The sequence below is a fragment of the Yersinia vastinensis genome (assembly GCF_902726565.1).
GTDB classification, from domain to species: domain Bacteria; phylum Pseudomonadota; class Gammaproteobacteria; order Enterobacterales; family Enterobacteriaceae; genus Yersinia; species Yersinia vastinensis.
The window spans coordinates 23,648-48,226 of record NZ_CACVAF010000005.1 but is presented as its reverse complement, the minus strand read 5'-3'; the positions used below and the strand labels follow the sequence as shown (position 1 = coordinate 48,226).

Here is a 24,579-nt window from a genome sequence, read left to right as displayed (position 1 = left end):
CTGCAATTGCCTGTTTTTTTATCGTTAATGGTTATTTTTAGGGCAAAGTGTCTGGCTTGTCACCCTGATTTTTACTTGCAGGCCGTCGTGACCCAGTGAGTATTATGGCGACTCTTCGACGCCGGCCCGAAATGCGCCGCGTGGCATGATATTGATGGTTTCATGTAACTCGGACCACACGAGCACCGCTTCTCCACTCATCAATTGGCGACGCACGTCCTCAACTTTTTGTGCTAACGATCGCTCATGTTCGCCGTAATCAGTGCCTTCACGTAACACAAAAGCTTCCAGCAAATTATCCAGCGTTTCGCTGTCGATTTGCTGCCAGGGAATCATCATGACTGCTGCTCCAGATAAGGGGAAAGCCAAGTGGGAATGCGTTGTTCCAGCCACATTTGTGGGTGTTTTAATGAGCCGCCAACAAAACCCACATGGCCGCCATGTTCAGTGAGTTGATAATCAATATTATCCGGTAACTCGCTCAGATTCGGGATAACCTCGGCCGTCATAAAAGGATCATCTTTGGCATGAATGATCAGCAGCGGTGTTGTGATTTTCGGCAGCAGCGGTAGGGCGCTGCAACGGCGATAGTAATCCACGGCATCATTAAAGCCATGTATTTTCGCTGTTATCACATCATCGAAATCTCTGATTCGCTGTAATCCTTTCAACTGAATCAGATCCAATGGCAAGCTACCGGGGTAATGCAGTAGCTTGCGAGTGGCATTCAGCTTTAACTGGTTGAGTAAATAGCGCTGATAGACGCGGGAAAAACCTTGATCCATCCGGTTTGCGCATGGCTCCAGCATGAGAGGGGCTGAAACTACGACGGCGGCTTGTAACAGACTATCCTGCCCTTGTTCAGCCAAATAGCAGGCCAGCATATTGCCCCCTAATGAGACGCCGACGGCAGCGGTAGGCGCCTGACCATAATTTTCCCGTAACCAGCGCAGGAAAAAACGGGCATCTTCTGTTTCACCGGAATGATAAATACGTGACTTACGATTTGGCTCGCCACTGCATCCGCGAAAATGCATCACCACACCCAACCACCCTTTGGCTTGGGATGCGCGCAGCAAACCGTGGGCATAGGGGCTGTAAAAATTTCCTTCCAAACCGTGGAATAACACCAGCCTAGGTTTATCGCGCGCCAGCTCAGGATTTTCACTCCAGGCTAAGTCGACAAAATCCCCATCGGGTAATTCCAGTCGTTGCCAAAAAGGTTGCAGTCGCACACGCCGCCTGACCAGCCGCGGTAGCAGTGTTTGTAGATGTGGGTTACTGGCACCGGCCAGTGGACGGAATATTTCATGCATATGATGAATGGAAATCATGTTGTTGCTCTTGTGTGATCAATAGCACACTGTTAGCTTCATGGGTATATCGCGCATCATTTTGGGTGAGAGGCACCCGTCTCATGGAACTGAGTTTATTTCTTTCAATGATAGGTTTTCTTTGGGTTGCAGCTATTACCCCGGGTCCGAACAATATGTTGCTCACCTCTGCCGGGGCCAATTTTGGTTTTATGCGCTCTATCTGGCTGATGCTTGGCATTATGTTAGGCATGCAGAGCATGTTACTGCTGGTGGCTTTTGGGGTGGGTGGCCTGATTCTTATCTATCCATCTATTCACTTGATACTGAAAATTCTGGGTAGTCTGTATCTGTTGTGGCTGGCATGGAAAATTGCCACCTCGGCTTATGAAAAGTTGGAAACCAACATCGTCCCGCCAAAGCCACTGCGTTTGTATCAAGGCTGGTTATTGCAATTCCTCAATCCAAAAGCCTGGTTGATGGGATTAGGTTCGGTCGCCAGCTTCAGTATGGCGGGAGCGGCCTATAATCATTCTATCGTCATGATAAGTCTTGGTATGTTTATGGTGAATCTGGTCGCTGGGATTATTTGGCTGGGGTTCGGCACCTTAATTGGCCGCCTGCTACGCAGCCGCCGCGCTTGGTTTACTTTTAATATTTCGATGGGCTTGCTGACGGCGGCCTGTGTGTTGTTGATTTGGCATTAGCCAATCATCGGGGCAAATTGATGGCTTATAACTATTTTCATGTGGATGCGTTTGTCGGTGTAGGGCTTTCCGGTAACCCTGCTGGGGTCTATTTGTTGAAAAAACCACTTTCAACAGAAGAGATGCAAAGCATCGCGGCTGAAATTAATCTGCCAGAAACCAGTTTTGTCTGGGATGAAGGGGATAAATCGGCGATTCGCTGGTTTACGCCAGAACGTGAAGTGGATTTATGCGGTCATGGCACGTTGGCGGCGGCACATGTGATGTTCAGTCTAGTGAATCCCGGTCTGCGAGATATTTGTTTTCGCAGTGCCAGTGGTGATTTACACGTCAAACGTGATGAAGATAATTTTGGTCGATTGTCGCTGGATTTCCCCTCACTGCCGCCGGAACAAATTGCTATTTCGACTGAGTTGGCGGCACTGCTCGGAGCCAAAATTGAGCAGTTATGGCAGGCAAAGTCTCTGTTGGTCGTATTGGAAAACGAGCAGCAAGTGCGACAGTTACAGCCCGACATCGTAGCGCTGATTGCCTATACTGGCCGCGGTGTGATTGTCACGGCACCGGGTGATCAGGTGGATTTTGTCTCTCGCTACTTTACCCTTGGCAGCAATGAAGATCCGGTGACCGGTTCTGCTCACTGTACGTTAATGCCCTATTGGGTGGCTCGGTTGGGAAGAACGTCACTGCATGCCCGTCAGATATCTGCCCGTGGCGGCGAGTTATTCTGCACATTAGCGGGTGATCGCACCTTGATTGCCGGTGATGCCCGCATATTTTTAAAAGGTGAAATATCCCTTCCGGCTTAACGTTGTAGACTATCTCTTCCGTATTTTCTTATCACATAAGGGAATAAAGAATATTTTTTTATTCCTTTTGTCATATTACTCCTTCAGGTAACACTGTCATCTCAGAGCGCCGGGTGCGCTTAGGGTCGCAATAACAGCGAATGACACAGAGCTAAATGAGCGGAGTGAACCATGGCGATAACCTTTTCTTCTACCGCAATTCGCGGTTTCTTACGATCCGGTAGTGCATTGTTGGCGCTGTCACTGGTGGTGACCAGTGCGCATGCGGTTGATGTGACTGTGGCTTATCAGACCTCCGCTGAACCGGCAAAAGTGGCTCAGGCGGATAACAGCTTTGCCAAACTTTCTGGGGCCAAGGTGGATTGGCGCAAATTTGATAGCGGCTCAAGCGTGGTCAGAGCATTAGCCTCGGGTGATGTGCAGATTGGCAATATTGGATCCAGTCCACTGGCGGTAGCCGCCAGTCAAAATGTTCCGATTGAGGTTTTCCTACTGGCTTCACAATTAGGCAGCTCTGAAGCACTGGTGGTGAAAAAAGAGATCAAAACCCCGCAGGATCTCATCGGTAAGCGCATTGCCGTGCCTTTTATCTCAACCACCCATTACAGCCTGCTGGCTGCGTTGAAGCATTGGGGTATCAAGCCAGATCAGGTGACTATACTCAACTTGCAGCCGCCCGCTATCGCAGCGGCTTGGCAACGGGGAGATATTGATGGCGCTTATGTCTGGGCTCCTGCTGTTAACGAATTAGCCAAAACAGGCACAGTACTGACTGACTCGGCGCAAGTGGGGCAATGGGGGGCACCTACACTGGATGTTTGGGTCGTTCGCAAAGATTTTGCCAAAGCGCACCCTGAGGTTGTTACTGCTTTTGCCCGTAGTGCATTAGCCGCTCAAGGGGCTTATTTGGCACAACCGGAACAATGGCTTAAAAATACAGAAAACTTGGGCCAATTGGCGCGGTTAAGTGGGGTGCCGGCAGAGCAAGTACCGGAGTTGGTGAAAGGCAATACTTACTTACCGGTGGCGCAGCAAATAACACAGCTCGGTCAACCGGTGGACCAAGCCATTCGTGATACTGCCGCATTCTTGAAAGATCAAGGCAAAATCCCTCAGGTGGCCAGTGATTACCGTGATTTCGTCACCGACCGCTTTGTGAAAGAAGTTCAGGCAGCACCACAGTCCTAGGAGCCATCATGTTAAACGTGCACGGCCTGTGGGCCGAATATCAGGGCAAACTTGCCTTACAGGATGTGTCATTGCAAATCGCATCCGGACAGTTGGTCGTGGTATTGGGGCCATCAGGTTGTGGCAAAACCACGTTATTAAATTTAATTGCCGGGTTTATGGAGCCTTCAGCTGGCAGCATCACTCTGGATGATATTCCGGTTCACGGCCCCAGTGCCGAACGGGGAGTGGTGTTCCAGCATGAGGGTTTACTGCCGTGGCGTGATGTGGTCAGTAATGTGGAGTTTGGCTTGCAACTGGCAGGGTTAAGTCAGCAACAACGGCGGGAAACAGCGCTAAAAATGCTGCACCGGGTGGGATTAGCTGGATTTGAACATCACTACATTTGGCAACTCTCTGGTGGGATGCGCCAGCGGGTAGGGATCGCGCGGGCACTGGCAGTTGATCCGCGTTTATTGTTGCTCGATGAGCCTTTTGGTGCGCTGGATGCTTTCACGCGCGAACAAATGCAGGAGTTGCTGCTGACTATTTGGCGCGATACCGGCAAACAGATTTTACTGATCACTCACGATATCGAAGAAGCCGTATTTTTAGCCAGTGAGCTGCTTTTGTTGTCACCGGGGCCGGGGCAAATTGTCGAGCGGTTATCGCTCAACTTTGGTCAGCGTTATGCCGAGGGGGAGGCTTGCCGTAGCATTAAATCTGACCCTGAATTTATTGCCCGTCGTGAATATGTGTTGGGCAAAGTCTTCCAACAAAGGGAGGCCCTAATATGAGCCTACACAACACATTACGTGGTAGCTCGTTGCCTCATCAAACGCCGCACACAACCACACTCAGCCGCCCCAAAATACGATGGCGCTTACCTATTGCCAGAGGTGTGTGGCTCAGTATTGCCACACTGGTTAGTGTTGTACTGCTGTGGTGGACAGTCACCGCGCTACAGCTTATCAGCCCATTATTCTTACCCGCCCCGCAGCAAGTACTGCATCAATTGTTGGTGATTGCCAGCCCGCAGGGGTTTATGGATGCCACGCTATGGCAACATCTGTCCGCCAGTTTGGGGCGAATCATGATCGCATTATTCGCCGCTGTAGCTCTCGGTGTGCCTACCGGAATTGCTATGGGGCTAAGTAGCACGGTACGTGGCGTATTGGATCCCCTTATTGAGATTTATCGTCCGGTCCCCCCTTTAGCCTATTTGCCGCTGATGGTTATCTGGTTTGGTATTGGCGAAACCTCAAAAATCTTACTGATTTATCTGGCGATTTTTGCCCCCATTACCTTGGCTGCTGTGGCGGGGGTGCGTAGTGTGGCGCAGGTTCGAGTCAGAGCCGCCCGTGCATTAGGGGCGAATCGTTGGCAGGTTTTATGGTTTGTTATCCTTCCCAGCGCATTGCCGGAAATTTTAACGGGCATCCGTATTGGATTGGGGGTCGGTTGGTCAACGCTGGTGGCTGCAGAGTTAATTGCCGCCACTCGTGGGTTGGGTTTTATGGTGCAATCCGCCGGTGAGTTTCTCGCCACCGACGTGGTGATTGCCGGGATCAGTGTGATTGCCATTATTGCTTTTGGCATGGAATTAAGTTTGCGGGCGATTCAACGCCGATTAACGCCTTGGTATGGAGCACAACAATGAATGAACGTCTACTCGTGACACCACTGGGGCCATATATTGGCGCTCTGGTGGAGAATATCAATATTGCTCGCCCGCTGGGCGATAGCCAGTTTGAGCAGCTTTATCATGCGTTGCTCAAGCACCAAGTGCTGTTTTTCCGCAATCAGCCTATCACGCCATTACAGCAGCGCTCACTGGCAGGTCGTTTTGGTGATTTGCATATCCACCCGGTTTATCCACATACCCAAGAGTGTGAAGAGATTATCGTGTTGGATACGCATGACAATAATCCGCCTGATAATGATAACTGGCACACTGATGTAACTTTTATCGAAAACCCACCATTGGGCGCGATTCTGGCCGCAAAGCTGTTGCCGCTTACGGGAGGTGATACCTTATGGAGCAGTGGGATTGCGGCGTATGAGGCACTCTCTGCACCGTTTAAGCAGCTATTGGCAGGTCTACGAGCGGAGCATGATTTTGCCCACTCTTTTCCAGAGCACAAACACCGCACAACGCCGCAAGAGCACCAACGCTGGTTATTGGCAAAAGAGAAAAACCCACCGCTGCTCCATCCGGTAGTTCGCACTCACCCAGTGAGTGGGCGGCAGGCACTGTTCGTCAATGAAGGATTCACTACCCGAATAGTTGATGTGAGTGATAAAGAGAGTGATGCACTGTTGCGTTTTCTCTTCGCCCACACCACCAAGCCCGAATTTCAGGTGCGCTGGCGCTGGCAGCAAGATGATGTTGCGATTTGGGATAACCGCGTCACCCAGCACTATGCCAATGCTGATTATCTGCCGCAGCGGCGGATTATGCACCGTGCCACTGTGTTGGGTGATAAGCCAGTGTATCGACCTTAATGGGCGATTTTATTGGTTATTTTGAATTTGAGCAGTGCTCAAAATCCTCACGTACTTGATGTACGCTCCGGTTTTTGCGCGCTGTCTGCATCCAAACTAACAGCAACAATTGCGCCCATTATTATCTGGTTTTGACGGCGATTTTATTGGTTATCCAGCAGTGTGCGGGCAGCGGTTTCAACAGCATCGACGGTGATGTCTTCAACTTGAGGCCCCATGTGCAATAAAACATGACGTACTAATGGATACCAGCGCAGATACTTTTCAGGCCGAGATTCAAACAAGGCCACGACAGGTATCTGCAACGCTGAACTGATATGAACCGGTGCGCTGTCTGCTGAAATCACCACATCCAATTGGCTCACTGCTGCAACAAAATCATCAACGGACGGCGTAGACAAATGGCGGCCTTTGATGGTCGCTAATTGATGTTCACTTGGGGGTTCTTTGGGATCATACAAAATGATGATATCGGCCTGATCGCTGAGATTCTGTGCCAACTGCTGCCACTTTTCCCAGCTCCAGCGGCGTTGTGGCGATTTGTTAGAGACAAACAATCCAATGCGCGGTCGATTTTTTTCACCTAATTCTACCTGCCACTTTGCCTGCAATTGTGGGTCGGGGTAGATGGATAATTTGAGTTTATTGATATTCACTGAACCTAGTTCAGGCAGCAGAGCAAAGCCGGAGAGTGCTTCATGGTGTATGGGGCGGTTGGCAACATGCTCAGGATTGCGGTCATCAAACTCAGTAGCATGAGTATGCCAGCGACTATCGGCCACATTGAGTTGTTTGGCGAACTGAATACTGTTCTTGCTCATGCCGCCGTTAGGGATAACCAGCAGGTCAAAGCGCAAGCGGCGTAATTGCCAAATAAGGGCCAGCCTGTCGAAAATGGCTTTAACTCGGCCTGATTTTTGGTTTCGTTCACATTGTTTACTGTAAACGTAAGTGTGGACTGCACTAATGTCGGGGTTGCGTGCCAGAGCTTCTCGATTGTATTTATTGGCTAATACATGAATTTCAGCTGATGGCCAGCGCTGTTTCAGCGCATGTAATAAAGCAGTGGTGCATATCATATCGCCAAGAAAATCAATTCGAATGACTAAAATGCGCTGCATTTATACTTCTTCCCAGAAATAATTTTATGCCTTATTAAACATTAAAACTTTCTGAGTAATAACAAAAATAAACATTAATTTAATATCTATTTAGGTAATAAATGCGTTTGTTGGGCATAACGCGCAAGAATTAGAGAACAACGTAGCGCCTGCCAGAACTCATGAATGTTGCCAATACCGCGGAATAACGCAGGGTATAGGCCTAAATGGCCAAACTCGGCAGCCAGTGCGCTGCGGGCTGAAGAGACGGGAAGCTGTTTGCGCATCAACCCCAAAAAATGGCGACTTTCCTGATTCGCGTGACGTAACAGCGCATGGCGTAGCGCTGGTTCCTTCGTTTCGGCAATATCAACTAACCCCTTGATAATGTGAATATAGCTACTGGCACGGTGCAGTAGCGCTTGGGTTTCATGAGAGTGAGTGATTGACTCAGGATTCGCCCGGTAACCGTAGAATGGATGGGCACAATAGCCGATGCGTTGAGCGGCTAAGGCCAGTTGAGTTGTCCACAAAATATCTTCATGGAGCATTCTTGGAATGAATGCCAACTGATGGGTCTGGAGTAACTCACGGCGAATGAGTTGCAGCCAGGCATAATGCGGCCATTCATTGCATTCGACACTACGGATAACCCACTGTTGACCAGTGAGTACTTGACCCCAAGGTTGTTTATGCAACAAAGGGCTGCGCTGAGATTGTTGAGGGGCGGCATTGAAAGCATAACCGTTGCCAATCAGGACATCGAGTTGCTGGCGTTTAGCTTGTTCCCACCAAGTGGATAAAGCATTGGGTGCGAGCCAATCATCCCCGTCGGCAAAGGCAATCCAAGGACTACTCGCGTGAGTGATACCGGTGTTGCGGGCCACGGAAAGCCCCTGATTGTGTTGATTAATAATGATTAGCCGTGGGTCGTGGCGGGCAATGTTTTCTAAAATCGCGAGGCTATTATCAGTTGACCCATCATTAACAGCGATAATCTCTAATGATGGGCCAGTCTGGCTGCGTAATGAATCGAGAAGCTCCGTGAGGTACGCCATACAGTTAAATACCGGCACCACGACGGTAATGTCCTTTTTGCTCATGACGTTATTATCCATAATGTTGTCATTTTTCAAGCCGCAAGGGTGGCGGCTTTGTGCTTACTCAAATCTTGCTGCGGATTACTCCGCTTCAAATATCTTGGTGATATTCTCCAACTGCTCTTGGGCGTCCAGCCACTGCATTTCTGTCTCTTCCAGCTTGGACTTAACCTGCGTCTGCTGCTGTAGACATTGAGTCAAATCCGCCTTGCGCGCAATATCATATAAGGCAGAATCAGCAAGTTGCTCTTCAATTGCAGTCAGCTCTGCGCTGAGTTTATCCATCTGCTTTTCCAGCGCCATAATCTGCTTACGCAATGGCTGGGTTTGATTACGGAACTCGGCATCACGACGTTTTTGATCTTTACGTTGTTGTGCACTGTTACCAGATAACTCTTTGGTGGGGTTATCTTGCTGACTTTGTTGGCGCTGCAAGTCCACCAAAAACTGCTGATAATCTTCCAGATCACCGTCGAATTGCTCCACTTTACCATCGTGTACCAGATAAAGGTCATCGGTAGTTGAACGCAGCAAATGACGATCATGGGACACCACTACTAATGCACCCTCGAAATCAATTAATGCTTCGGTCAAGGCTTGGCGCATATCAAGGTCAAGATGGTTAGTCGGCTCATCGAGCAGTAACAGGTTAGGGCGCTGCCAAATAATCAGTGCCAACACCAGACGCGCCTTTTCACCCCCGGAGAAGCGCGCAGTGGGATCGGTGACTTGATCCCCCTGAAAACCGTAGCCACCCAGATAATCACGCAGTTGTTGCTCTGGCTCTTTGGGGGCCAGACGGCTCATATGCTGTAGTGGGGATTCATCAGCGCGTAAGAATTCAAGTTGATGCTGGGCGAAGTAACCCAGTTTAATCCCTTTGGATAAGCCGATTTCACCACTTTGCGGTTCTAACGTTCCGGCGAGCAGTTTAATCAGCGTCGATTTACCGGCTCCATTGCGCCCTAGCAGACCAATGCGCGAACCCGGTACCAGATTGAGTTTTATCGATTCTAAAATTGTACGATCGCCATAACCGGCACTGACTTTATCCATGCGCAGCAGCGGGTCAGGTAGGCTTTCAGGTGTCCGGAAACTAAAGTGGAAAGGATTATCCACATGCGCGGGCGCAATCAGTTCCATCCGCTCCAACATTTTAATCCGGCTTTGTGCCTGTTTGGCTTTAGTGGCCTGTGCGCGGAAGCGATCAATGTAACTTTGCAGGTGTGCAACTTTCTCTTGTTGATGCTGATACATCGATTGTTGCTGTGCCAGTTTGGTGGCTCGTTGGCGTTCGAAGGATGAATAATTACCGGTATATTCATTCAGCGTCTGCTGTTCAATATGCAAAATCTTATCAATAATAGGATCAAGGAAATCGCGGTCATGGGAAATCAGCACCAGCGTACCGGTGTAGCTTTTCAGCCATTTCTCCAACCAGATGACGGCATCCAAATCCAAATGGTTGGTCGGTTCATCCAACAGCAGTAAATCGGAACGGCAAATCAGCGCCTGAGCCAGATTAAGGCGCATACGCCAGCCGCCTGAAAATGAACGTACTGGCTGTTGTAATTGGTCTTGAGAAAACCCTAACCCATGCAGCAAGCTGGCCGCGCGCGATTGAATGGTCCAGGCATGGATGGCGTCTAACTTGCCGTGCACGGTTGCAATGGCATGGCCGTCATTTTTTTCATTGGCGACTTGTAGTTCGGCCTCCAGTTGACGATATTCACGGTCACCGTCGATAACATACTCTATCGCCGGAATATCCAGTGCTGGGGTCTCTTGGTTAACCCAGGCCAGCGCCCAATTACTGGGAAACGTGGCATTGCCACCATCGGCACTTAATTCGCCTTTGAGTAGCGCCAGCAGAGTGGATTTACCACAGCCGTTTTTGCCGACCAGCCCGACCTTTTGGCCAGGGTTAATCGTTGCTGTCGCGTTGTCCAGCAAGACGCGAGTACCACGTCGAATTTGTAGCGAGGAAAAAACAATCATAGAGTGCCGTATGTTTAGAGTATGTTAATAGGGTATATACTCGTCATACTTCAAGCCGCAGGGGCGTTGGCTGCGCGTTCTTACCTCAGTCACTTACTCAAGTAAGCTCTAGGGGATTCGCACTCTTGCCGCCTGCCTGCACTCGAATTATTTAGAGTATTAGAGTACCCATTTCAGTCTTTTTTAGTCTTTGCGGAGCATGGTAACGGAAAAACCGGGCCCTGACGACGCTTTGGAGGGGAATGATGTCGCAGCTACCGAAGGTTTTGCTGTTGTATGCCCATCCGGAATCACAAGACTCGGTGGCAAACCGGGTTTTACTGCAACCGGTGCAGCAATTAGAACATGTCACTGTGCACGATCTTTATGCACATTATCCGGATTTCTTCATTGATATTCACCATGAGCAGCAACTGCTACGTGAACATCAAGTTATTGTTTTTCAACATCCCCTTTACACCTACAGTTGCCCGGCCCTACTCAAAGAGTGGCTGGACCGAGTGCTGGCGCGTGGCTTTGCTAATGGTGTAGGGGGGCATGCTCTGACGGGGAAATATTGGCGGTCAGTCATTACCACAGGTGAGCCAGAAGGCGCCTATCGGGCTGGGGGATATAACCGCTATCCGATGGAAGATATTTTGCGGCCTTTTGAGTTAACCGCAGCGATGTGCCATATGCATTGGATGAATCCGATGATTGTCTACTGGGCACGACGCCAGAAGCCGGAAGTCTTAGCCAGCCATGCACAAGCTTATGCGCAGTGGTTGCAGTCACCGTTGCCCACAGGGGGGCACTGATATATGGAAGGCTCGGCGTTACTGACCGCAATTTTATTATTTCTCTTTGCTGCTGTGGTGGCTGTTCCTATTGCTCAGCGCCTCGGTATCGGCGCGGTATTGGGCTACCTGATTGCCGGTATTGCTATTGGCCCATGGGGTTTAGGGTTTATTCGTGATGTTGACGAAATTCTTCACTTCTCAGAATTGGGTGTTGTTTTTCTGATGTTTATCATCGGGTTGGAGCTTAATCCAGCCAAGCTCTGGCAGTTGCGACGCTCTATTTTTGGTGTGGGTGCCGGTCAGGTAGTGATAACCGCGGCAGTATTAGGGGCATTACTCTATTTCACTCAATTTGCTTGGCAGGCCGCCGTTATCGGTGGTGTCGGTTTAGCGATGTCCTCCACCGCGATGGCATTGCAACTGATGCGGGAAAAAGGGATGAACCGCAACGAAGGCGGTCAACTGGGGTTCTCGGTCTTACTGTTCCAAGACATGGCGGTTATCCCGGCATTGGCACTGATTCCTATTCTGGCTGGTGGCGGTGGGGCGGCCAATGACTGGGTCAAAATTGGTATCAAAGTGGCCGCTTTTGCGGGCATGTTGATTGGTGGCCGCTATTTGCTACGCCCGTTATTCCGCTACATTGTGGCCTCTGGGGTGCGGGAAGTTTTCACCGCGGCAGCCTTGCTGGTGGTGTTGGGGTCGGCGCTGTTTATGGATGCATTGGGCCTATCTATGGCACTAGGGACATTCATCGCGGGTATTTTGCTGGCAGAAAGTGAATTCCAGCACGAACTGGAAATTGCCATTGAACCCTTTAAGGGATTACTGCTCGGGCTATTTTTCATCTCGGTCGGCATGGCGCTAAACCTCGGTGTGCTCTTCACACATCTGCTGGATGTGTTGTTAGGTGTCCTCGCGTTGGTGTTTATCAAAGGCACCGTGCTATATGGGTTGGCCCGGACATTTGGCCTACGCCGCTCGGTACGTCTGCAATTTGCCGGGGTGCTGAGTCAGGGGGGGGAATTTGCTTTCGTCTTGTTCTCCGCGGCATTTTCTCAGCATGTTTTGAATGCCGAGCAACTGGCTTTGTTGTTGGTGGTGGTCACGCTGTCAATGATGACGACGCCACTGCTGATGCAAGGCATCGACCGTATTCTGGTACGCCGTTATAACGCGCAAGAAGAGAGTGATGAGAAGCCCTTTGTGGAAGATAATGATCCGCAAGTCATTATTGTTGGATTCGGGCGATTTGGTCAGGTAATTGGTCGCTTATTGATGGCGAACAAAATGCGCATTACAGTTTTGGAGCGCGATGTCAGTGCCGTCAGTGTTATGCGCAAATATGGTTATAAAGTCTATTATGGCGACGCTACTGAGCTGGAGTTGTTGCGGGCAGCTGGAGCAGAAAAAGCCAAAGCTATCGTTATCACCTGTAATGAGCCGGAAGACACCATGACATTGGTGCATTTGTGCCAGCAGCATTTTCCTAACTTGCACATTCTGGCCCGTGCCAGAGGGCGTGTTGAAGCGCATGAGTTGCTACAAAATGGGGTCAAGGACTTCACCCGCGAAACGTTCTCCAGTGCGTTGGAACTGGGGCGGAAAACCTTGTTGGGGTTAGGAATGCATCCCCATCAGGCTTATCGGGCGCAACAACATTTCCGCCGTCTTGATATGCGCATGTTACGTGAGTTAGTGCCGCAACATCATGGCGACGTCGCACAAATATCCAGAATTAAAGAAGCCCGTCGTGAATTGGAAGATATTTTCCAGCGAGAAATGCTGCATGAAAGTCGGCAGTTAGATGGGTGGGATGAATACGAATAACGCCGGAGAGAACGATGACAGTGACACGTAAAAGGTTTATTGCCGGAGCCGTTTGTCCGCAATGTAAGGCATTGGATACGCTAGCTTTATGGCGTGAAGATCAGGTTGAAGTTGTCGAGTGTGTGAAGTGCGGTCACCATCAGCGTCAGACGGATGAACAAGTCAATCAACACGTTCGTGAAAATGAACAAGTGATCGGTATTTTCCATCCGGAGTAGCGTTATCCTTCGCGTTTTTTTATGCTGGAGGGTACAGCGGTGCAGATTTCCGCTACAATCTGTGCCAATTTTTGTTCCAAGGGTAGGAGATATCATGAAAGTAGCAAAAGACTTGGTGGTCAGCCTGGCTTACCAGGTACGTACAGAAGACGGTGTTTTAGTTGATGAGTCTCCGGTGAGCGCGCCGTTGGACTACCTGCACGGACACGGTTCCCTGATCGCTGGTTTGGAAAAAGCGCTCGAAGGCCACGAAGCGGGTGACAGCTTTGATGTGCGTGTTAACGCTGATGAAGGTTACGGCAGCTATGATGAAAATCTGGTGCAGCGCGTACCGAAAGACGTCTTCATGGGTGTTGATGAGCTGGAAGTTGGCATGCGTTTTCTGGCGGATACCGATCAAGGCCCAGTACCAGTAGAAATCACAGCGGTTGAAGATGAACACGTTGTGGTTGATGGTAACCATATGCTGGCGGGTCAGGATTTGAACTTCCACGTTGAAGTGGTTGCTATCCGTGAAGCAACGGAAGAAGAACTGCAACATGGTCACGTACATGGTGAGCATGATCATCACCACGAACACGGTGACGGTTGCTGCGGTGGTCATGGCCATGATGAAGGTGAGCACGGCCACGAACACGGCAAAGGCGGTTGTGGTAAAGGCGGCGGCTGTGGCTGTCACTAAAATCTAACCGAGTCAGTTAACAAGACTCCGTTAGTCAAAAGCCAGCCTTGCGGCTGGCTTTTTGCTATTAGCTGCACTGAATTTCACTGCCAGTGCTAATGACTGCCAATACTAATAGTGCGGAGGCGGTGTCTCATCCGATTCGGCGACCAGCATTGATGGCTGGGATGCCCGTAGTTTATCGGTCAACAAACGTAGATGCTCCCGCAGCTTACTCATTTCCATCTGATGTTCCGTCACGATTAAATTGAGTTCATCAATCGTCACTTCCTGAAATGCCAGACGGCTTTCCAGCATTTCTAGCCGTTGCTCAAACAGGGATTGTTCCATCTTAATTACCTCTCATGACTGCAAATCATACCCATTAACCACTTTCCACCTGATGAAAATAGGGAAAATGGCAGGGAGGGTGGATTCTACCTGTAAAACTCCGTGATTGCTCTGCGAGGGTCAAGATATCGATAAAACGAAACTTCTTGTAGTAAAAAAAGTCTGAATATCACTTAATAGCATGAGTATAGAGATTGTTTTGTGTTCGCACAGACAGTTATAGTACAAGTTACTCTTATAATCGTTGCTTGGGGTAAGAGTCCTTAAGCCAATGGAGAAATGGATGAAATCACTGTTTAAAGTAACGCTACTGGCTACCACCATGGCGCTGACCCTGAATACCTCTGCTGCTTTTGCTGCTGAAGCAGCGAAAACGGCTGACGCCGCAGCAACGACAAATAGCGCATTTAAGAATGATGACCAGCAATCTGCCTATGCATTAGGCGCATCATTAGGGCGTTACATGGATAACTCCCTGAAAGAACAAGAAAAACTGGGCATTAAACTGGATAAAGACCAGTTGATCGCGGGTGTACAGGACGCTTTTGCTAGCAAGAGCAAGCTGACCGACGAAGAAATCGAAAAAACCCTGCAAGGTTTTGAAGCGCGTGTAAAAGCCTCTGCTCAAGCGAAAATGGAGCAGGATGCTAAAGAAAACGCCGATAAAGGCGCTAAGTATCGCGAAACCTTCGCTAAAGAAAAAGATGTGAAGAAAACTGAATCTGGCCTGCTGTACAAAGTAGAGAAAGCCGGTACAGGTGAAGCACCAAAAGACACCGATACCGTCGTTGTTAACTACAAAGGGACGCTGACCGACGGTACTGAGTTTGATAACTCATACAAACGTGGTGAGCCGCTGTCCTTCCGTCTGGATGGTGTTATCCCTGGCTGGACCGAAGGTCTGAAGCAAATCAAGAAAGGTGGCAAGATAACTCTGGTTATCCCACCAGAGTTGGCATACGGCAAAACTGGCGTCCCAGGGATCCCGGCTAACTCTACTCTGGTATTTGATGTAGAACTGTTGGATGTGAAAGCTGCGCCTAAAGCAGACGCTGCTGAAGAACAACCAGCCGCTGCCGCGGATGCAAAAGCTAAAAAGTAATTTAGCTTAGAACCCGGTTATGCTGATAACCGCTGCGATTTTTGTCGTGGCGGTTTTTTTTGCGTTATATCTATCAATTTGCACTTCTGTTCGTTGATAACTTGACGATTTATGGCTTGTGGGCTTAACGTCAATATCACGCGCAAACGCAAGGATTTTATCTCGGCATATTTGCTAGACTTAAAATCTAGGATATTGAGTTATTAGTCTGCCAACGATATTGAGACAGGCTTTACGTAGAGGATGGTGTCTTCGATGTCTAATTCGCTTCTCAGTAGCGAAACCAGTGAACTGGATTTACTGGATGAACGTCCGTTCAGTCAGACGGACCATGAAATACTAAAGTCATACGAGGCTATCGTTGATGGCTTGGCTATGCTTATTGGCAACCACTGTGAAATTGTCCTGCATTCACTGGAAGACCTCAAAAGCTCTGCGGTAAGAATCGCTAATGGCGAGCATACCGGAAGGCAGATTGGCTCACCGATAACAGACTTGGCTCTGCGGATGCTGCACGATATGGCCGGTGCTGACAGCAGTGTTTCACGGGCTTATTTCACACGCGCCAAAAGCGGTGTATTGATGAAGTCTGTCACCATCGCTATTCGCAACCGTGACCAGCGCGTGATTGGCTTGCTGTGCATTAATATGAATCTGGATGTGCCTTTTTCACAAATCATTCAGACTTTTATGCCGCCGGAAACACAAGAAGTCCCTTCCTCAGTCAATTTTGCCTCATCTGTGGATGACTTGGTGGCGCAAACATTGGAGTTCACCATTGAAGAAGTGAATGCTGATCGCAATGTTTCTAATAATGCGAAGAACCGTCAAGTGGTCCTCAACCTTTATGAAAAAGGTATTTTTGATATCAAAGATGCCATCAATCAGGTTGCAGAACGGCTCAATATTTCTAAACACACTGTGTATCTCTACATTCGCCAATTTAAAAGCGGTGACCTTATTGGACATGATCGTTGATGTCTGAGGTGAATATCGCAAAATATTGCCTGATGGTGACAGGGCCTGCTTATGGAACACAGCAATCGAGTAGTGCGTATCAGTTTGCACAAGCTCTGATTAAGTCCGGACATATGTTAACCAGTGTATTTTTCTACCGTGAAGGTGTGCTGAATGCTAACCAACTGACATCGCCCGCCAGTGATGAATTCGATCTGGTTCGGGCATGGCAACAGTTGGCAGCCAAGCATGCAGTGACGTTGAATGTGTGTGTTGCAGCGGCACTGCGCCGTGGTGTCACTGACGCACAGGAAGCTGAGCAACTCAATCTGACCGCTGCAAACTTGCAAACAGGGTTTACCTTGAGTGGTTTGGGCGCATTGGCGGAAGCGGCATTAACTTGCGACCGAATGGTGCAATTTTAATGGGCAAGAATCGGATCGCATTTGTTTTTACCCAAGGGCCGCATGGCAATACCAGTGGCCGTGAAGGGCTGGATGCATTACTCGCGACTTCTGCTCTTAGCGAAGAGATCGGTGCTTTCTTTGTGTCAGATGGTGTACTCCAGTTATTACCGCAGCAAAAACCAGAAGTCATCCTCGCCAGAAACTATATTGCGACTTTTGGTGTCTTACCCCTGTACGATGTCGAGAATTGTTATATTTGTGGAGCGTCATTGCAGCAACGTGGATTGAGTGAAGTGACGGATTGGGTACTTGATGTTGAGGTATTATCTCCGGTAAATTTGCGTAGCCAATTGGCAACTTATGATGTCGTGCTGACTTTTTAATGGGATTCGGGTAGCGATAATGCTGTATACCGTCAGTCATTCACCTTATCACTGCGATTTATCTGCATTACTGAGATTAGTCACATCCGAAGATGAGATTTTATTTCTACAAGACGGTGTTATGGCTGTCTTGAAAAACAGTGAAAGTCTTAAGCTATTGTTAAATAACCCCGCTTCCCTCTTTGTGTTGGGAGATGATGTCATTGCGCGTGGCTTGTCTGGTCAAATTTCAGACAGCGTTACAGTAATCGGCTATACTCACTTCGTGGATTTGACCCTAAAACATCAGCAACAACTGGCATGGTAATGCAGTTGATGCTGTATATTTCTTGACACCTTAGATAGTCAGCCATAAAATTCTGCGTCCTCGTTCTCTGCCAGTAGTGCAAACGAGGGGGATTTATCACGTGTTTACGAAGCAAAAAACCAGGAGCTTTTTTAATAATGGCAACGATTAACCAGCTGGTTCGCAAGCCACGCAGCATGAAGGTTGCTAAAAGCAACGTTCCTGCGCTGGAAGCATGCCCGCAGAAACGTGGTGTATGTACCCGCGTATATACCACCACCCCGAAAAAACCTAACTCCGCACTGCGTAAAGTTTGCCGTGTGCGTTTAACTAACGGTTTTGAAGTCACCTCCTACATCGGCGGTGAAGGTCATAACCTACAGGAACACTCCGTGATCCTGATCCGTGGCGGTCGTGTTAAAGACTTGCCAGGTGTGCGTTACCACACCGTTCGCGGCGCGCTTGACTGCTCAGGTGTTAAAGACCGTAAGCAATCACGTTCTAAGTACGGCGTGAAGAAGCCAAAGGCTTAATGGTTCTCCGTTAAGTAAGGCCAAACATTTTTACATTAATGTCAAAATAAACTCTTAGAGTTTTGGACAACCCTGAATTAACAACGGAGTATTTCCATGCCACGTCGTCGTGTAATTGGCCAACGTAAAATTTTACCAGATCCTAAGTTCGGATCTGAATTGTTGGCGAAATTTGTAAATATCCTGATGGTAGATGGTAAAAAATCTACTGCAGAAGCAATCGTCTATACCGCGCTGGAGACCCTGGCTCAGCGTTCTGGTAAAGATTTTCTGGAAGCTTTCGAAGTAGCTCTGGATAACGTGCGCCCGACTGTCGAAGTTAAGTCTCGCCGCGTTGGTGGTTCTACTTATCAGGTACCAGTTGAAGTTCGTCCGGTTCGTCGTAATGCCTTGGCAATGCGTTGGATCGTTGATGCTGCTCGTAAACGCGGTGATAAATCCATGGCTTTGCGCTTGGCGAATGAACTGTCTGACGCAGCAGAGAACAAAGGTTCTGCTGTTAAGAAACGTGAAGACGTTCACCGTATGGCCGAAGCTAACAAGGCGTTCGCCCACTACCGCTGGTAATTGCCACGTAGTAGTTTGTGTATTCCTGTTTTTTCGACAGGACAAGGCTAAGGCCTGAGAGCAGCTACGAAACAGTACATCAGTACGGCGAGTAGCCGCACAGCGCAGACGCCAATCTTGGCTAAACGAAAAAGCGGGAATAACCATGCGGGCGCTCAAAAGCCAACCCGCATGGGTTAACCGAATGAACGCCCTAGGAATAGAGGAATCAAATGGCTCGTAAAACACCCATTGAGCGCTATCGTAATATCGGTATCAGCGCTCACATCGACGCCGGTAAGACAACCACTACCGAACGTATCCTGTTTTACACCGGTGTAAACCATAAAATCGGTGAAGTTCATGACGGCGCAGCCACCATGGACTGGATGGAACAGGAGCAGGAGCGTGGTATTACCATCACTTCTGCGGCTACTACCTGCTTCTGGTCTGGTATGGCTAAACAGTTCGAACCACATCACGTCAATATCATTGACACCCCTGGGCACGTTGACTTCACCATCGAAGTAGAACGTTCCATGCGTGTTCTTGACGGCGCGGTAATGGTTTACTGTGCAGTTGGTGGTGTTCAGCCACAGTCTGAAACCGTATGGCGTCAGGCTAACAAGTATAAAGTTCCACGTATCGCGTTCGTTAACAAAATGGACCGTATGGGTGCGAACTTCCTGAAAGTTGTTGGTCAGATTAAATCTCGTCTGGGCGCGAATCCAGTTCCATTGCAACTGGCTATCGGCGCGGAAGAGAAATTTACCGGTATTATCGACCTGGTAAAAATGAAAGCTATCAACTGGAACGAAGCTGATCAGGGCGTGACCTTCGAATACGAAGAGATCCCGGCTGATATGGTTGAACTGGCTAAAGAATGGCACCAGAACTTGGTTGAATCTGCTGCGGAAGCATCAGAAGAGCTGATGGACAAATATTTGGGCGGCGAAGAGCTGACCGAAGAAGAGATCAAAACAGCTCTGCGTCAACGTGTTCTGCGCAACGAAATCATCTTGGTTACCTGTGGTTCTGCGTTTAAAAACAAAGGCGTACAGGCAATGCTGGATGCGGTTATTGAATACCTGCCAGCACCAACTGATGTTGAAGCTATCAACGGTATTCTGGATGACGGTAAAGATACTCCGGCAGTTCGTCACTCTGACGACAAAGAGCCGTTCTCTGCACTGGCATTCAAAATTGCTACCGACCCGTTTGTTGGTAACTTGACGTTCTTCCGTGTGTACTCTGGCGTTGTAAACTCCGGTGACACCGTGTTGAACTCAGTACGTTCACAGCGTGAGCGTCTGGGCCGTATCGTACAGATGCACGCAAACAAACGTGAAGAGATCAAAGAAGTTCGCGCAGGCGACATCGCAGCAGCGATCGGTCTGAAAGATGTGACGACAGGTGACACTCTGTGTGATCCTGCTAACCCGATCATCTTGGAACGTATGGAGTTCCCAGAGCCAGTAATCTCTGTTGCCGTTGAACCAAAAACCAAAGCCGACCAAGAAAAAATGGGTATGGCTCTGGGTCGTCTGGCAAAAGAAGATCCATCATTCCGCGTTTGGACTGACGAAGAATCTGGTCAGACTATCATCGCTGGTATGGGTGAGTTGCACTTGGATATCCTGGTTGACCGTATGCGCCGCGAATTTAACGTGGAAGCAAACGTCGGTAAACCTCAGGTTGCATACCGTGAAACTATCCGCGATACCGTTAAGGATATCGAAGGTAAACACGCGAAGCAGTCAGGCGGTCGTGGTCAGTACGGTCATGTTGTAATCGACATGTCTCCGTTACCACCGGGTGGCGCTGGGTATGAATTCGTCAACGAAATCGTTGGTGGTTCTATTCCTAAAGAGTTCATCCCTGCTGTTGATAAAGGTATTCAGGAACAGCTGAAAGCCGGTCCTCTGGCTGGTTACCCAGTTGTTGACGTTAAAATCCGTCTGCACTACGGTTCTTACCATGACGTTGACTCCTCAGAATTGGCGTTTAAATTAGCCGGTTCTATCGCCTTTAAAGAAGGTTTCAAACGAGCTAAACCAGTTCTGCTTGAGCCAATCATGAAGGTTGAAGTCGAAACCCCTGAAGATTACATGGGTGACGTAATGGGCGACCTTAACCGTCGTCGCGGTATCATCGAAGGTATGGAAGATACTGCTACCGGTAAAACCGTTCGCGTCAAGGTTCCGTTGTCTGAAATGTTCGGTTATGCTACTGACCTGCGTTCTCAGACTCAGGGCCGTGCTTCTTACTCCATGGAATTCCTGGAGTATGCTGAAGCACCTAGTAACGTCGCTAAAGCCGTTATCGAAGCCCGTGGCAAATAAGCTTTCGGGTTTAAAACAATGATCCAGTGCTCTCTCATAAGTGGGAGAGCACAAGAGTAAGGAATATAGTCGTGTCTAAAGAAAAATTTGAACGTACCAAACCCCATGTAAACGTCGGTACTATCGGCCACGTTGACCATGGTAAAACTACCCTGACTGCAGCAATCACCACCGTACTGGCTAAAACCTACGGCGGTAGCGCTCGTGCTTTCGATCAGATCGATAACGCACCAGAAGAAAAAGCACGTGGTATCACCATCAACACTTCTCACGTTGAATATGACACCCCGTCACGTCACTACGCGCACGTTGACTGCCCAGGGCACGCCGACTACGTTAAAAACATGATCACCGGTGCTGCTCAGATGGACGGCGCTATCCTGGTTGTTGCTGCAACTGATGGCCCTATGCCACAGACTCGTGAGCACATCCTGTTAGGTCGTCAGGTTGGCGTTCCTTACATCATCGTATTCATGAACAAATGTGACATGGTTGATGATGAAGAGCTGCTGGAATTGGTAGAAATGGAAGTTCGTGAACTTCTGTCTGCTTACGATTTCCCAGGCGACGATCTGCCAGTAGTACGTGGTTCTGCTCTGAAAGCGCTGGAAGGCGAAGCTGAGTGGGAAGCTAAAATCATCGAACTGGCTGGTTACCTGGATTCTTACATCCCAGAACCAGAACGTGCTATCGACAAGCCGTTCCTGCTGCCAATCGAAGACGTATTCTCTATCTCTGGCCGTGGTACTGTAGTAACTGGTCGTGTAGAGCGCGGTATCGTTAAAGTTGGTGAAGAAGTAGAAATCGTTGGTATCAAAGATACTGCTAAATCTACTTGTACTGGCGTTGAAATGTTCCGCAAACTGCTGGACGAAGGTCGTGCTGGTGAGAACGTTGGTGTTCTGCTGCGTGGTATCAAGCGTGAAGACATCGAACGTGGTCAAGTTCTGGCTAAACCAGGCTCAATCAAACCACACACTACCTTTGAATCAGAAGTTTATATTCTGAGCAAAGACGAAGGCGGCCGTCATACTCCGTTCTTCAAAGGCTACCGTCCTCAGTTCTACTTCCGTACAACTGACGTGACCGGTACCATCGAACTGCCAGAAGGCGTTGAAATGGTGATGCCAGGTGACAACATCAACATGGTTGTTACTCTGATTCACCCAATCGCAATGGACGACGGTCTGCGTTTCGCAATCCGTGAAGGCGGCCGTACTGTAGGCGCTGGTGTTGTTGCTAAAGTTATCGCTTAATTATTTTATTGATTAAGTTAAAAGGGCGCTTCGGCGCCCTTTTTTATTGCCTAAAATGAATAATCTTAATTGAAATAACTCGCATTCTTATTTACACTTGAAATATTGGTTAAGAAGTGAGTTATTTTATGTATGTTTGCCTGTGTAATGCGATATCTGACAAAGTTATCCGTAAAGCTGTACGCCAGCACCATCCACATACCATCCAACAATTGCGTCAACTTGTGCCTATCGGTACAGACTGCGGGAAGTGCATTCGACAGGCTAGAGAGATCTTGATCGAGGAACGCGCTAACATTCCAGAAATGAATGATGTTGCCTAATAGTTAGCAGGGAGAAGTTTTCCCCACACTTTGCCATCTGGTACTACACTTTTAGTACTGGAAGCGGAGGGTATTTCTATGAAAGGCGATAAAAAGATAATTGCACATCTCAATAAACTACTCGGAAACGAGCTAGTTGCTATCAATCAATATTTTCTCCATGCCCGAATGTTTAAAAACTGGGGGCTGATGCGCCTTAATGATAAGGAGTATCACGAATCCATCGACGAAATGAAGCATGCGGATAAATATATTGAGCGCATCTTGTTCCTCGAGGGCATCCCCAACTTGCAGGATTTGGGTAAGTTGAATATTGGTGAAGACGTAGAAGAAATACTGAAATCTGACTTAGCCCTCGAATTAGCCGGCGCGAAGGATCTACGTGAAGGCATCGCCTATGCGGACTCAATCCATGACTATGTTAGCCGTGATTTGCTGAAAGAAATCTTGGCTGAAGAAGAAGGACATATTGATTGGCTTGAGACAGAACTTAGTTTGATTGACCGCTTAGGGATACAAAACTACTCCCAAGCCCAGCTTGCAACAAAAGACTAACTCCTCGCAGATCACCCGATAGCCTATCTAGCCATGATGTTTTTAGTCAAAAGAGTGAGCGCGATTAGCCTCACTCTTTCCCTTCATGAATCCCCACGAATAGCTTCATTCTTTCCCGATTAAATTATCTAGTAAGTTTTCGCATAGATTTTCAACACCCGCTTGCTTCCTGCTGGTATTTACGTATAATGCGCGGGCCTACCTAATCTTGATAGGTCAGATTGAAACTAATCTGTCGGTTTCAACCTAGTGTTGCAACTGAACAATACTCCCGATATGGGGGTTATATGTTGAACGATTACACTCCCCCATCAATCGAAATGGGTGCGAGGAGTAATCATTTACGTTTATAAATAATTGGAGCTCTGGTCTCATGCAGAACCAAAGAATCCGTATCCGCCTGAAAGCGTTTGATCATCGTTTGATCGATCAATCAACTGCGGAAATCGTCGAGACTGCCAAGCGCACTGGTGCGCAGGTTCGTGGTCCGATCCCGCTGCCAACTCGCAAAGAGCGCTTTACTGTTCTGATTTCTCCGCACGTCAATAAAGATGCGCGCGATCAGTACGAAATTCGCACTCACAAGCGTCTGGTTGACATCGTTGAGCCAACCGAGAAAACCGTTGATGCTCTGATGCGTCTGGATCTGGCTGCCGGTGTAGACGTGCAGATCAGCCTGGGTTAATCAGGTCATTGAGCGATTGAGAGGTTGAAACAATGATTGGTTTAGTCGGTAAAAAAGTGGGCATGACTCGTATCTTCACTGAAGATGGCGTTTCAATCCCAGTAACTGTTATCGAAATTGAAGCGAACCGCGTAACTCAGGTCAAAAGCCTGGAGAACGACGGATACCGTGCTGTGCAAGTAACTACCGGTGCTAAAAAAGCTAACCGTGTTACTAAACCAGAAGCGGGTCATTTCGCTAAAGCTGGCGTAGAAGCTGGCCGTGGTCTGTGGGAATTCCGCCTTCCAGAAGGTCAAGAATTTACTGCTGGTCAAGAAATTAGCGTCGAAATTTTTGCAGACGTTAAGAAAGTCGACGTTACAGGTACGTCTAAAGGTAAAGGTTTTGCCGGTACTGTTAAGCGCTGGAACTTCCGTACCCAAGATGCTACCCATGGTAACTCCTTGTCTCACCGTGTTCCGGGTTCTATCGGTCAAAACCAGACTCCGGGCAAAGTGTTCAAAGGCAAGAAAATGGCTGGCCACCTGGGTGACGAACGTGTGACTGTTCAGAGCCTGGACGTAGTACGTGTTGACGCTGAGCGCAACCTGCTGTTGGTTAAGGGTGCTGTACCGGGCGCAACCGGTGGCAACCTGATCGTTAAACCAGCTGTGAAGGCGTAAGGGG

The 24,579-nt window shown here is 48.7% G+C and carries 29 protein-coding genes; 23 read left to right on the top strand and 6 right to left on the bottom strand.

Translation table 11 applies throughout. The annotated features are described in order from the left end of the window. Positions 1 to 102 precede the first annotated feature (102 nt). Positions 103 to 339: a YheU family protein gene (locus tag HUZ92_RS08985; RefSeq protein WP_050099579.1), complete on the bottom strand. Its 237-nt coding sequence runs from the start codon at positions 337 to 339 to the stop codon at positions 103 to 105. Continuing rightward, a complete protein-coding gene (locus HUZ92_RS08980; protein WP_050099624.1) occupies positions 336 to 1,316 on the bottom strand; it encodes a hydrolase in 981 nt (326 codons plus the stop codon). Before HUZ92_RS08980 ends, HUZ92_RS08985 begins: the two co-directional genes overlap by 4 nt. A 101-nt stretch (positions 1,317 to 1,417) precedes the next feature. Here HUZ92_RS08980 and HUZ92_RS08975 point away from each other — a divergent pair, with 101 nt between their 5' ends. The 6 genes from HUZ92_RS08975 to tauD all read left to right on the top strand — a co-directional run bounded on the left by HUZ92_RS08975 (position 1,418) and on the right by tauD (position 6,501). Further along, positions 1,418 to 2,020: a LysE family translocator gene (locus HUZ92_RS08975; protein ID WP_050099580.1), complete on the top strand. Its 603-nt coding sequence runs from the start codon at positions 1,418 to 1,420 to the stop codon at positions 2,018 to 2,020. A 20-nt stretch (positions 2,021 to 2,040) separates the two neighbouring features. After that, entirely contained in the window at positions 2,041 to 2,829 is a 789-nt protein-coding gene (locus HUZ92_RS08970) for a PhzF family phenazine biosynthesis protein (RefSeq protein ID WP_050139996.1), read from the top strand. Positions 2,830 to 3,000: 171 nt separating this feature from the next. Continuing rightward, complete coding sequence (tauA, locus tag HUZ92_RS08965) at positions 3,001 to 4,017, top strand: taurine ABC transporter substrate-binding protein (RefSeq protein WP_050099582.1); 1,017 nt, start codon at positions 3,001 to 3,003, stop codon at positions 4,015 to 4,017. An 8-nt stretch (positions 4,018 to 4,025) separates the two neighbouring features. Next, positions 4,026 to 4,793, top strand: a complete 768-nt coding sequence (gene tauB, locus HUZ92_RS08960; RefSeq protein ID WP_050099583.1) for a taurine ABC transporter ATP-binding subunit — start codon at positions 4,026 to 4,028, stop codon at positions 4,791 to 4,793. Then, positions 4,790 to 5,656: a taurine ABC transporter permease TauC gene (tauC, locus tag HUZ92_RS08955; RefSeq protein WP_050099584.1), complete on the top strand. Its 867-nt coding sequence runs from the start codon at positions 4,790 to 4,792 to the stop codon at positions 5,654 to 5,656. The genes tauB and tauC overlap by 4 nt, the downstream gene beginning before the upstream one ends. Beyond that, on the top strand, positions 5,653 to 6,501 hold the full coding sequence (gene tauD / locus HUZ92_RS08950; RefSeq protein ID WP_050139994.1) for a taurine dioxygenase: 849 nt from the start codon (positions 5,653 to 5,655) through the stop codon (positions 6,499 to 6,501). The genes tauC and tauD overlap by 4 nt, the downstream gene beginning before the upstream one ends. Before the next feature lie 143 nt (positions 6,502 to 6,644). On the opposite strand, the gene HUZ92_RS08945 is transcribed toward tauD, so the two are convergent. From HUZ92_RS08945 to HUZ92_RS08935, 3 genes are all read right to left on the bottom strand, one after another. Further along, a complete protein-coding gene (locus HUZ92_RS08945; RefSeq protein WP_050295756.1) occupies positions 6,645 to 7,622 on the bottom strand; it encodes a glycosyltransferase family 9 protein in 978 nt (325 codons plus the stop codon). Between the two features lie 86 nt (positions 7,623 to 7,708). Further along, entirely contained in the window at positions 7,709 to 8,704 is a 996-nt protein-coding gene (locus HUZ92_RS08940) for a glycosyltransferase (RefSeq protein WP_145579487.1), read from the bottom strand. A 78-nt stretch (positions 8,705 to 8,782) separates the two neighbouring features. Then, the gene (locus HUZ92_RS08935) at positions 8,783 to 10,699 is read right to left on the bottom strand and encodes an ABC transporter ATP-binding protein (RefSeq protein ID WP_050099587.1); all 1,917 of its coding nucleotides are present in this window, start codon (positions 10,697 to 10,699) and stop codon (positions 8,783 to 8,785) included. 245 nt (positions 10,700 to 10,944) lie between these two features. Between HUZ92_RS08935 and kefG the strand changes: the two genes are divergently transcribed. The 4 genes from kefG (at position 10,945) to slyD (ending at position 14,208) form a co-directional block, all read left to right on the top strand. Continuing rightward, positions 10,945 to 11,496 (top strand): glutathione-regulated potassium-efflux system ancillary protein KefG, encoded by a 552-nt coding sequence (gene kefG, locus HUZ92_RS08930; RefSeq protein ID WP_050099588.1) that lies wholly within the window; start codon positions 10,945 to 10,947, stop codon positions 11,494 to 11,496. 3 nt (positions 11,497 to 11,499) lie between these two features. Further along, positions 11,500 to 13,308, top strand: coding sequence for a glutathione-regulated potassium-efflux system protein KefB (gene kefB / locus HUZ92_RS08925; RefSeq protein WP_050099589.1), 1,809 nt, complete (start codon positions 11,500 to 11,502; stop codon positions 13,306 to 13,308). Positions 13,309 to 13,322: 14 nt separating this feature from the next. Then, positions 13,323 to 13,526 (top strand): YheV family putative zinc ribbon protein, encoded by a 204-nt coding sequence (locus HUZ92_RS08920; RefSeq protein WP_050099590.1) that lies wholly within the window; start codon positions 13,323 to 13,325, stop codon positions 13,524 to 13,526. A gap of 94 nt (positions 13,527 to 13,620) precedes the next feature. Then, a complete protein-coding gene (gene slyD / locus HUZ92_RS08915) occupies positions 13,621 to 14,208 on the top strand; it encodes a peptidylprolyl isomerase (RefSeq protein WP_004709267.1) in 588 nt (195 codons plus the stop codon). Between the two features lie 111 nt (positions 14,209 to 14,319). Here slyD and HUZ92_RS08910 read toward each other — a convergent pair whose 3' ends face one another. Continuing rightward, on the bottom strand, positions 14,320 to 14,538 hold the full coding sequence (locus tag HUZ92_RS08910; RefSeq protein ID WP_004709265.1) for a protein SlyX: 219 nt from the start codon (positions 14,536 to 14,538) through the stop codon (positions 14,320 to 14,322). 283 nt (positions 14,539 to 14,821) lie between these two features. Between HUZ92_RS08910 and fkpA the strand changes: the two genes are divergently transcribed. From fkpA to rplC, 13 genes are all read left to right on the top strand, one after another. After that, a complete protein-coding gene (gene fkpA, locus HUZ92_RS08905) occupies positions 14,822 to 15,640 on the top strand; it encodes an FKBP-type peptidyl-prolyl cis-trans isomerase (RefSeq protein ID WP_050099591.1) in 819 nt (272 codons plus the stop codon). Between the two features lie 255 nt (positions 15,641 to 15,895). Beyond that, a complete protein-coding gene (locus HUZ92_RS08900; RefSeq protein WP_050099592.1) occupies positions 15,896 to 16,618 on the top strand; it encodes a helix-turn-helix transcriptional regulator in 723 nt (240 codons plus the stop codon). Positions 16,619 to 16,626: 8 nt separating this feature from the next. Continuing rightward, complete coding sequence (gene tusD, locus HUZ92_RS08895; RefSeq protein ID WP_072087710.1) at positions 16,627 to 17,022, top strand: sulfurtransferase complex subunit TusD; 396 nt, start codon at positions 16,627 to 16,629, stop codon at positions 17,020 to 17,022. Beyond that, a complete protein-coding gene (gene tusC / locus HUZ92_RS08890; protein WP_050099594.1) occupies positions 17,022 to 17,387 on the top strand; it encodes a sulfurtransferase complex subunit TusC in 366 nt (121 codons plus the stop codon). Before tusD ends, tusC begins: the two co-directional genes overlap by 1 nt. 19 nt (positions 17,388 to 17,406) lie before the next feature. Continuing rightward, positions 17,407 to 17,694, top strand: coding sequence for a sulfurtransferase complex subunit TusB (tusB, locus tag HUZ92_RS08885; RefSeq protein ID WP_050099595.1), 288 nt, complete (start codon positions 17,407 to 17,409; stop codon positions 17,692 to 17,694). 137 nt (positions 17,695 to 17,831) lie between these two features. Further along, positions 17,832 to 18,206 carry a 30S ribosomal protein S12 gene (rpsL, locus tag HUZ92_RS08880; RefSeq protein WP_002212323.1) on the top strand — a complete coding sequence of 125 codons (375 nt, stop codon included), beginning with the start codon at positions 17,832 to 17,834 and terminating at the stop codon, positions 18,204 to 18,206. Between the two features lie 96 nt (positions 18,207 to 18,302). Beyond that, a complete protein-coding gene (gene rpsG, locus HUZ92_RS08875) occupies positions 18,303 to 18,773 on the top strand; it encodes a 30S ribosomal protein S7 (RefSeq protein WP_002212324.1) in 471 nt (156 codons plus the stop codon). 212 nt (positions 18,774 to 18,985) lie between these two features. Next, a complete protein-coding gene (fusA, locus tag HUZ92_RS08870; protein WP_050099596.1) occupies positions 18,986 to 21,094 on the top strand; it encodes an elongation factor G in 2,109 nt (702 codons plus the stop codon). A gap of 71 nt (positions 21,095 to 21,165) precedes the next feature. After that, complete coding sequence (gene tuf, locus HUZ92_RS08865; RefSeq protein ID WP_050076773.1) at positions 21,166 to 22,350, top strand: elongation factor Tu; 1,185 nt, start codon at positions 21,166 to 21,168, stop codon at positions 22,348 to 22,350. A gap of 128 nt (positions 22,351 to 22,478) precedes the next feature. Further along, a complete protein-coding gene (gene bfd, locus HUZ92_RS08860; RefSeq protein WP_050099597.1) occupies positions 22,479 to 22,673 on the top strand; it encodes a bacterioferritin-associated ferredoxin in 195 nt (64 codons plus the stop codon). Positions 22,674 to 22,751: 78 nt separating this feature from the next. After that, positions 22,752 to 23,228 carry a bacterioferritin gene (gene bfr, locus HUZ92_RS08855; RefSeq protein WP_050099598.1) on the top strand — a complete coding sequence of 159 codons (477 nt, stop codon included), beginning with the start codon at positions 22,752 to 22,754 and terminating at the stop codon, positions 23,226 to 23,228. A 373-nt stretch (positions 23,229 to 23,601) separates the two neighbouring features. Further along, positions 23,602 to 23,913: a 30S ribosomal protein S10 gene (gene rpsJ, locus HUZ92_RS08850; protein ID WP_001181005.1), complete on the top strand. Its 312-nt coding sequence runs from the start codon at positions 23,602 to 23,604 to the stop codon at positions 23,911 to 23,913. 32 nt (positions 23,914 to 23,945) lie between these two features. Then, on the top strand, positions 23,946 to 24,575 hold the full coding sequence (rplC, locus tag HUZ92_RS08845) for a 50S ribosomal protein L3 (protein ID WP_004709250.1): 630 nt from the start codon (positions 23,946 to 23,948) through the stop codon (positions 24,573 to 24,575). The last annotated feature ends 4 nt before the right edge of the window (positions 24,576 to 24,579 follow it).

Bases quoted from the DNA above. Each gene is read 5' to 3' on its own strand.
- HUZ92_RS08985 (WP_050099579.1), bottom strand. From the start codon at position 339: ATGATGATTCCCTGGCAGCAAATCGACAGCGAAACGCTGGATAATTTG.
- HUZ92_RS08980 (WP_050099624.1), bottom strand. From the start codon at position 1,316: ATGCATGAAATATTCCGTCCACTGGCCGGTGCCAGTAACCCACATCTA.
- HUZ92_RS08975 (WP_050099580.1), top strand. From the start codon at position 1,418: ATGGAACTGAGTTTATTTCTTTCAATGATAGGTTTTCTTTGGGTTGCA.
- HUZ92_RS08970 (WP_050139996.1), top strand. From the start codon at position 2,041: ATGGCTTATAACTATTTTCATGTGGATGCGTTTGTCGGTGTAGGGCTT.
- tauA (WP_050099582.1), top strand. From the start codon at position 3,001: ATGGCGATAACCTTTTCTTCTACCGCAATTCGCGGTTTCTTACGATCC.
- tauB (WP_050099583.1), top strand. From the start codon at position 4,026: ATGTTAAACGTGCACGGCCTGTGGGCCGAATATCAGGGCAAACTTGCC.
- tauC (WP_050099584.1), top strand. From the start codon at position 4,790: ATGAGCCTACACAACACATTACGTGGTAGCTCGTTGCCTCATCAAACG.
- tauD (WP_050139994.1), top strand. From the start codon at position 5,653: ATGAATGAACGTCTACTCGTGACACCACTGGGGCCATATATTGGCGCT.
- HUZ92_RS08945 (WP_050295756.1), bottom strand. From the start codon at position 7,622: ATGCAGCGCATTTTAGTCATTCGAATTGATTTTCTTGGCGATATGATA.
- HUZ92_RS08940 (WP_145579487.1), bottom strand. From the start codon at position 8,704: ATGAGCAAAAAGGACATTACCGTCGTGGTGCCGGTATTTAACTGTATG.
- HUZ92_RS08935 (WP_050099587.1), bottom strand. From the start codon at position 10,699: ATGATTGTTTTTTCCTCGCTACAAATTCGACGTGGTACTCGCGTCTTG.
- kefG (WP_050099588.1), top strand. From the start codon at position 10,945: ATGTCGCAGCTACCGAAGGTTTTGCTGTTGTATGCCCATCCGGAATCA.
- kefB (WP_050099589.1), top strand. From the start codon at position 11,500: ATGGAAGGCTCGGCGTTACTGACCGCAATTTTATTATTTCTCTTTGCT.
- HUZ92_RS08920 (WP_050099590.1), top strand. From the start codon at position 13,323: ATGACAGTGACACGTAAAAGGTTTATTGCCGGAGCCGTTTGTCCGCAA.
- slyD (WP_004709267.1), top strand. From the start codon at position 13,621: ATGAAAGTAGCAAAAGACTTGGTGGTCAGCCTGGCTTACCAGGTACGT.
- HUZ92_RS08910 (WP_004709265.1), bottom strand. From the start codon at position 14,538: ATGGAACAATCCCTGTTTGAGCAACGGCTAGAAATGCTGGAAAGCCGT.
- fkpA (WP_050099591.1), top strand. From the start codon at position 14,822: ATGAAATCACTGTTTAAAGTAACGCTACTGGCTACCACCATGGCGCTG.
- HUZ92_RS08900 (WP_050099592.1), top strand. From the start codon at position 15,896: ATGTCTAATTCGCTTCTCAGTAGCGAAACCAGTGAACTGGATTTACTG.
- tusC (WP_050099594.1), top strand. From the start codon at position 17,022: ATGGGCAAGAATCGGATCGCATTTGTTTTTACCCAAGGGCCGCATGGC.
- tusB (WP_050099595.1), top strand. From the start codon at position 17,407: ATGCTGTATACCGTCAGTCATTCACCTTATCACTGCGATTTATCTGCA.
- rpsL (WP_002212323.1), top strand. From the start codon at position 17,832: ATGGCAACGATTAACCAGCTGGTTCGCAAGCCACGCAGCATGAAGGTT.
- rpsG (WP_002212324.1), top strand. From the start codon at position 18,303: ATGCCACGTCGTCGTGTAATTGGCCAACGTAAAATTTTACCAGATCCT.
- fusA (WP_050099596.1), top strand. From the start codon at position 18,986: ATGGCTCGTAAAACACCCATTGAGCGCTATCGTAATATCGGTATCAGC.
- bfd (WP_050099597.1), top strand. From the start codon at position 22,479: ATGTATGTTTGCCTGTGTAATGCGATATCTGACAAAGTTATCCGTAAA.
- bfr (WP_050099598.1), top strand. From the start codon at position 22,752: ATGAAAGGCGATAAAAAGATAATTGCACATCTCAATAAACTACTCGGA.
- rpsJ (WP_001181005.1), top strand. From the start codon at position 23,602: ATGCAGAACCAAAGAATCCGTATCCGCCTGAAAGCGTTTGATCATCGT.
- rplC (WP_004709250.1), top strand. From the start codon at position 23,946: ATGATTGGTTTAGTCGGTAAAAAAGTGGGCATGACTCGTATCTTCACT.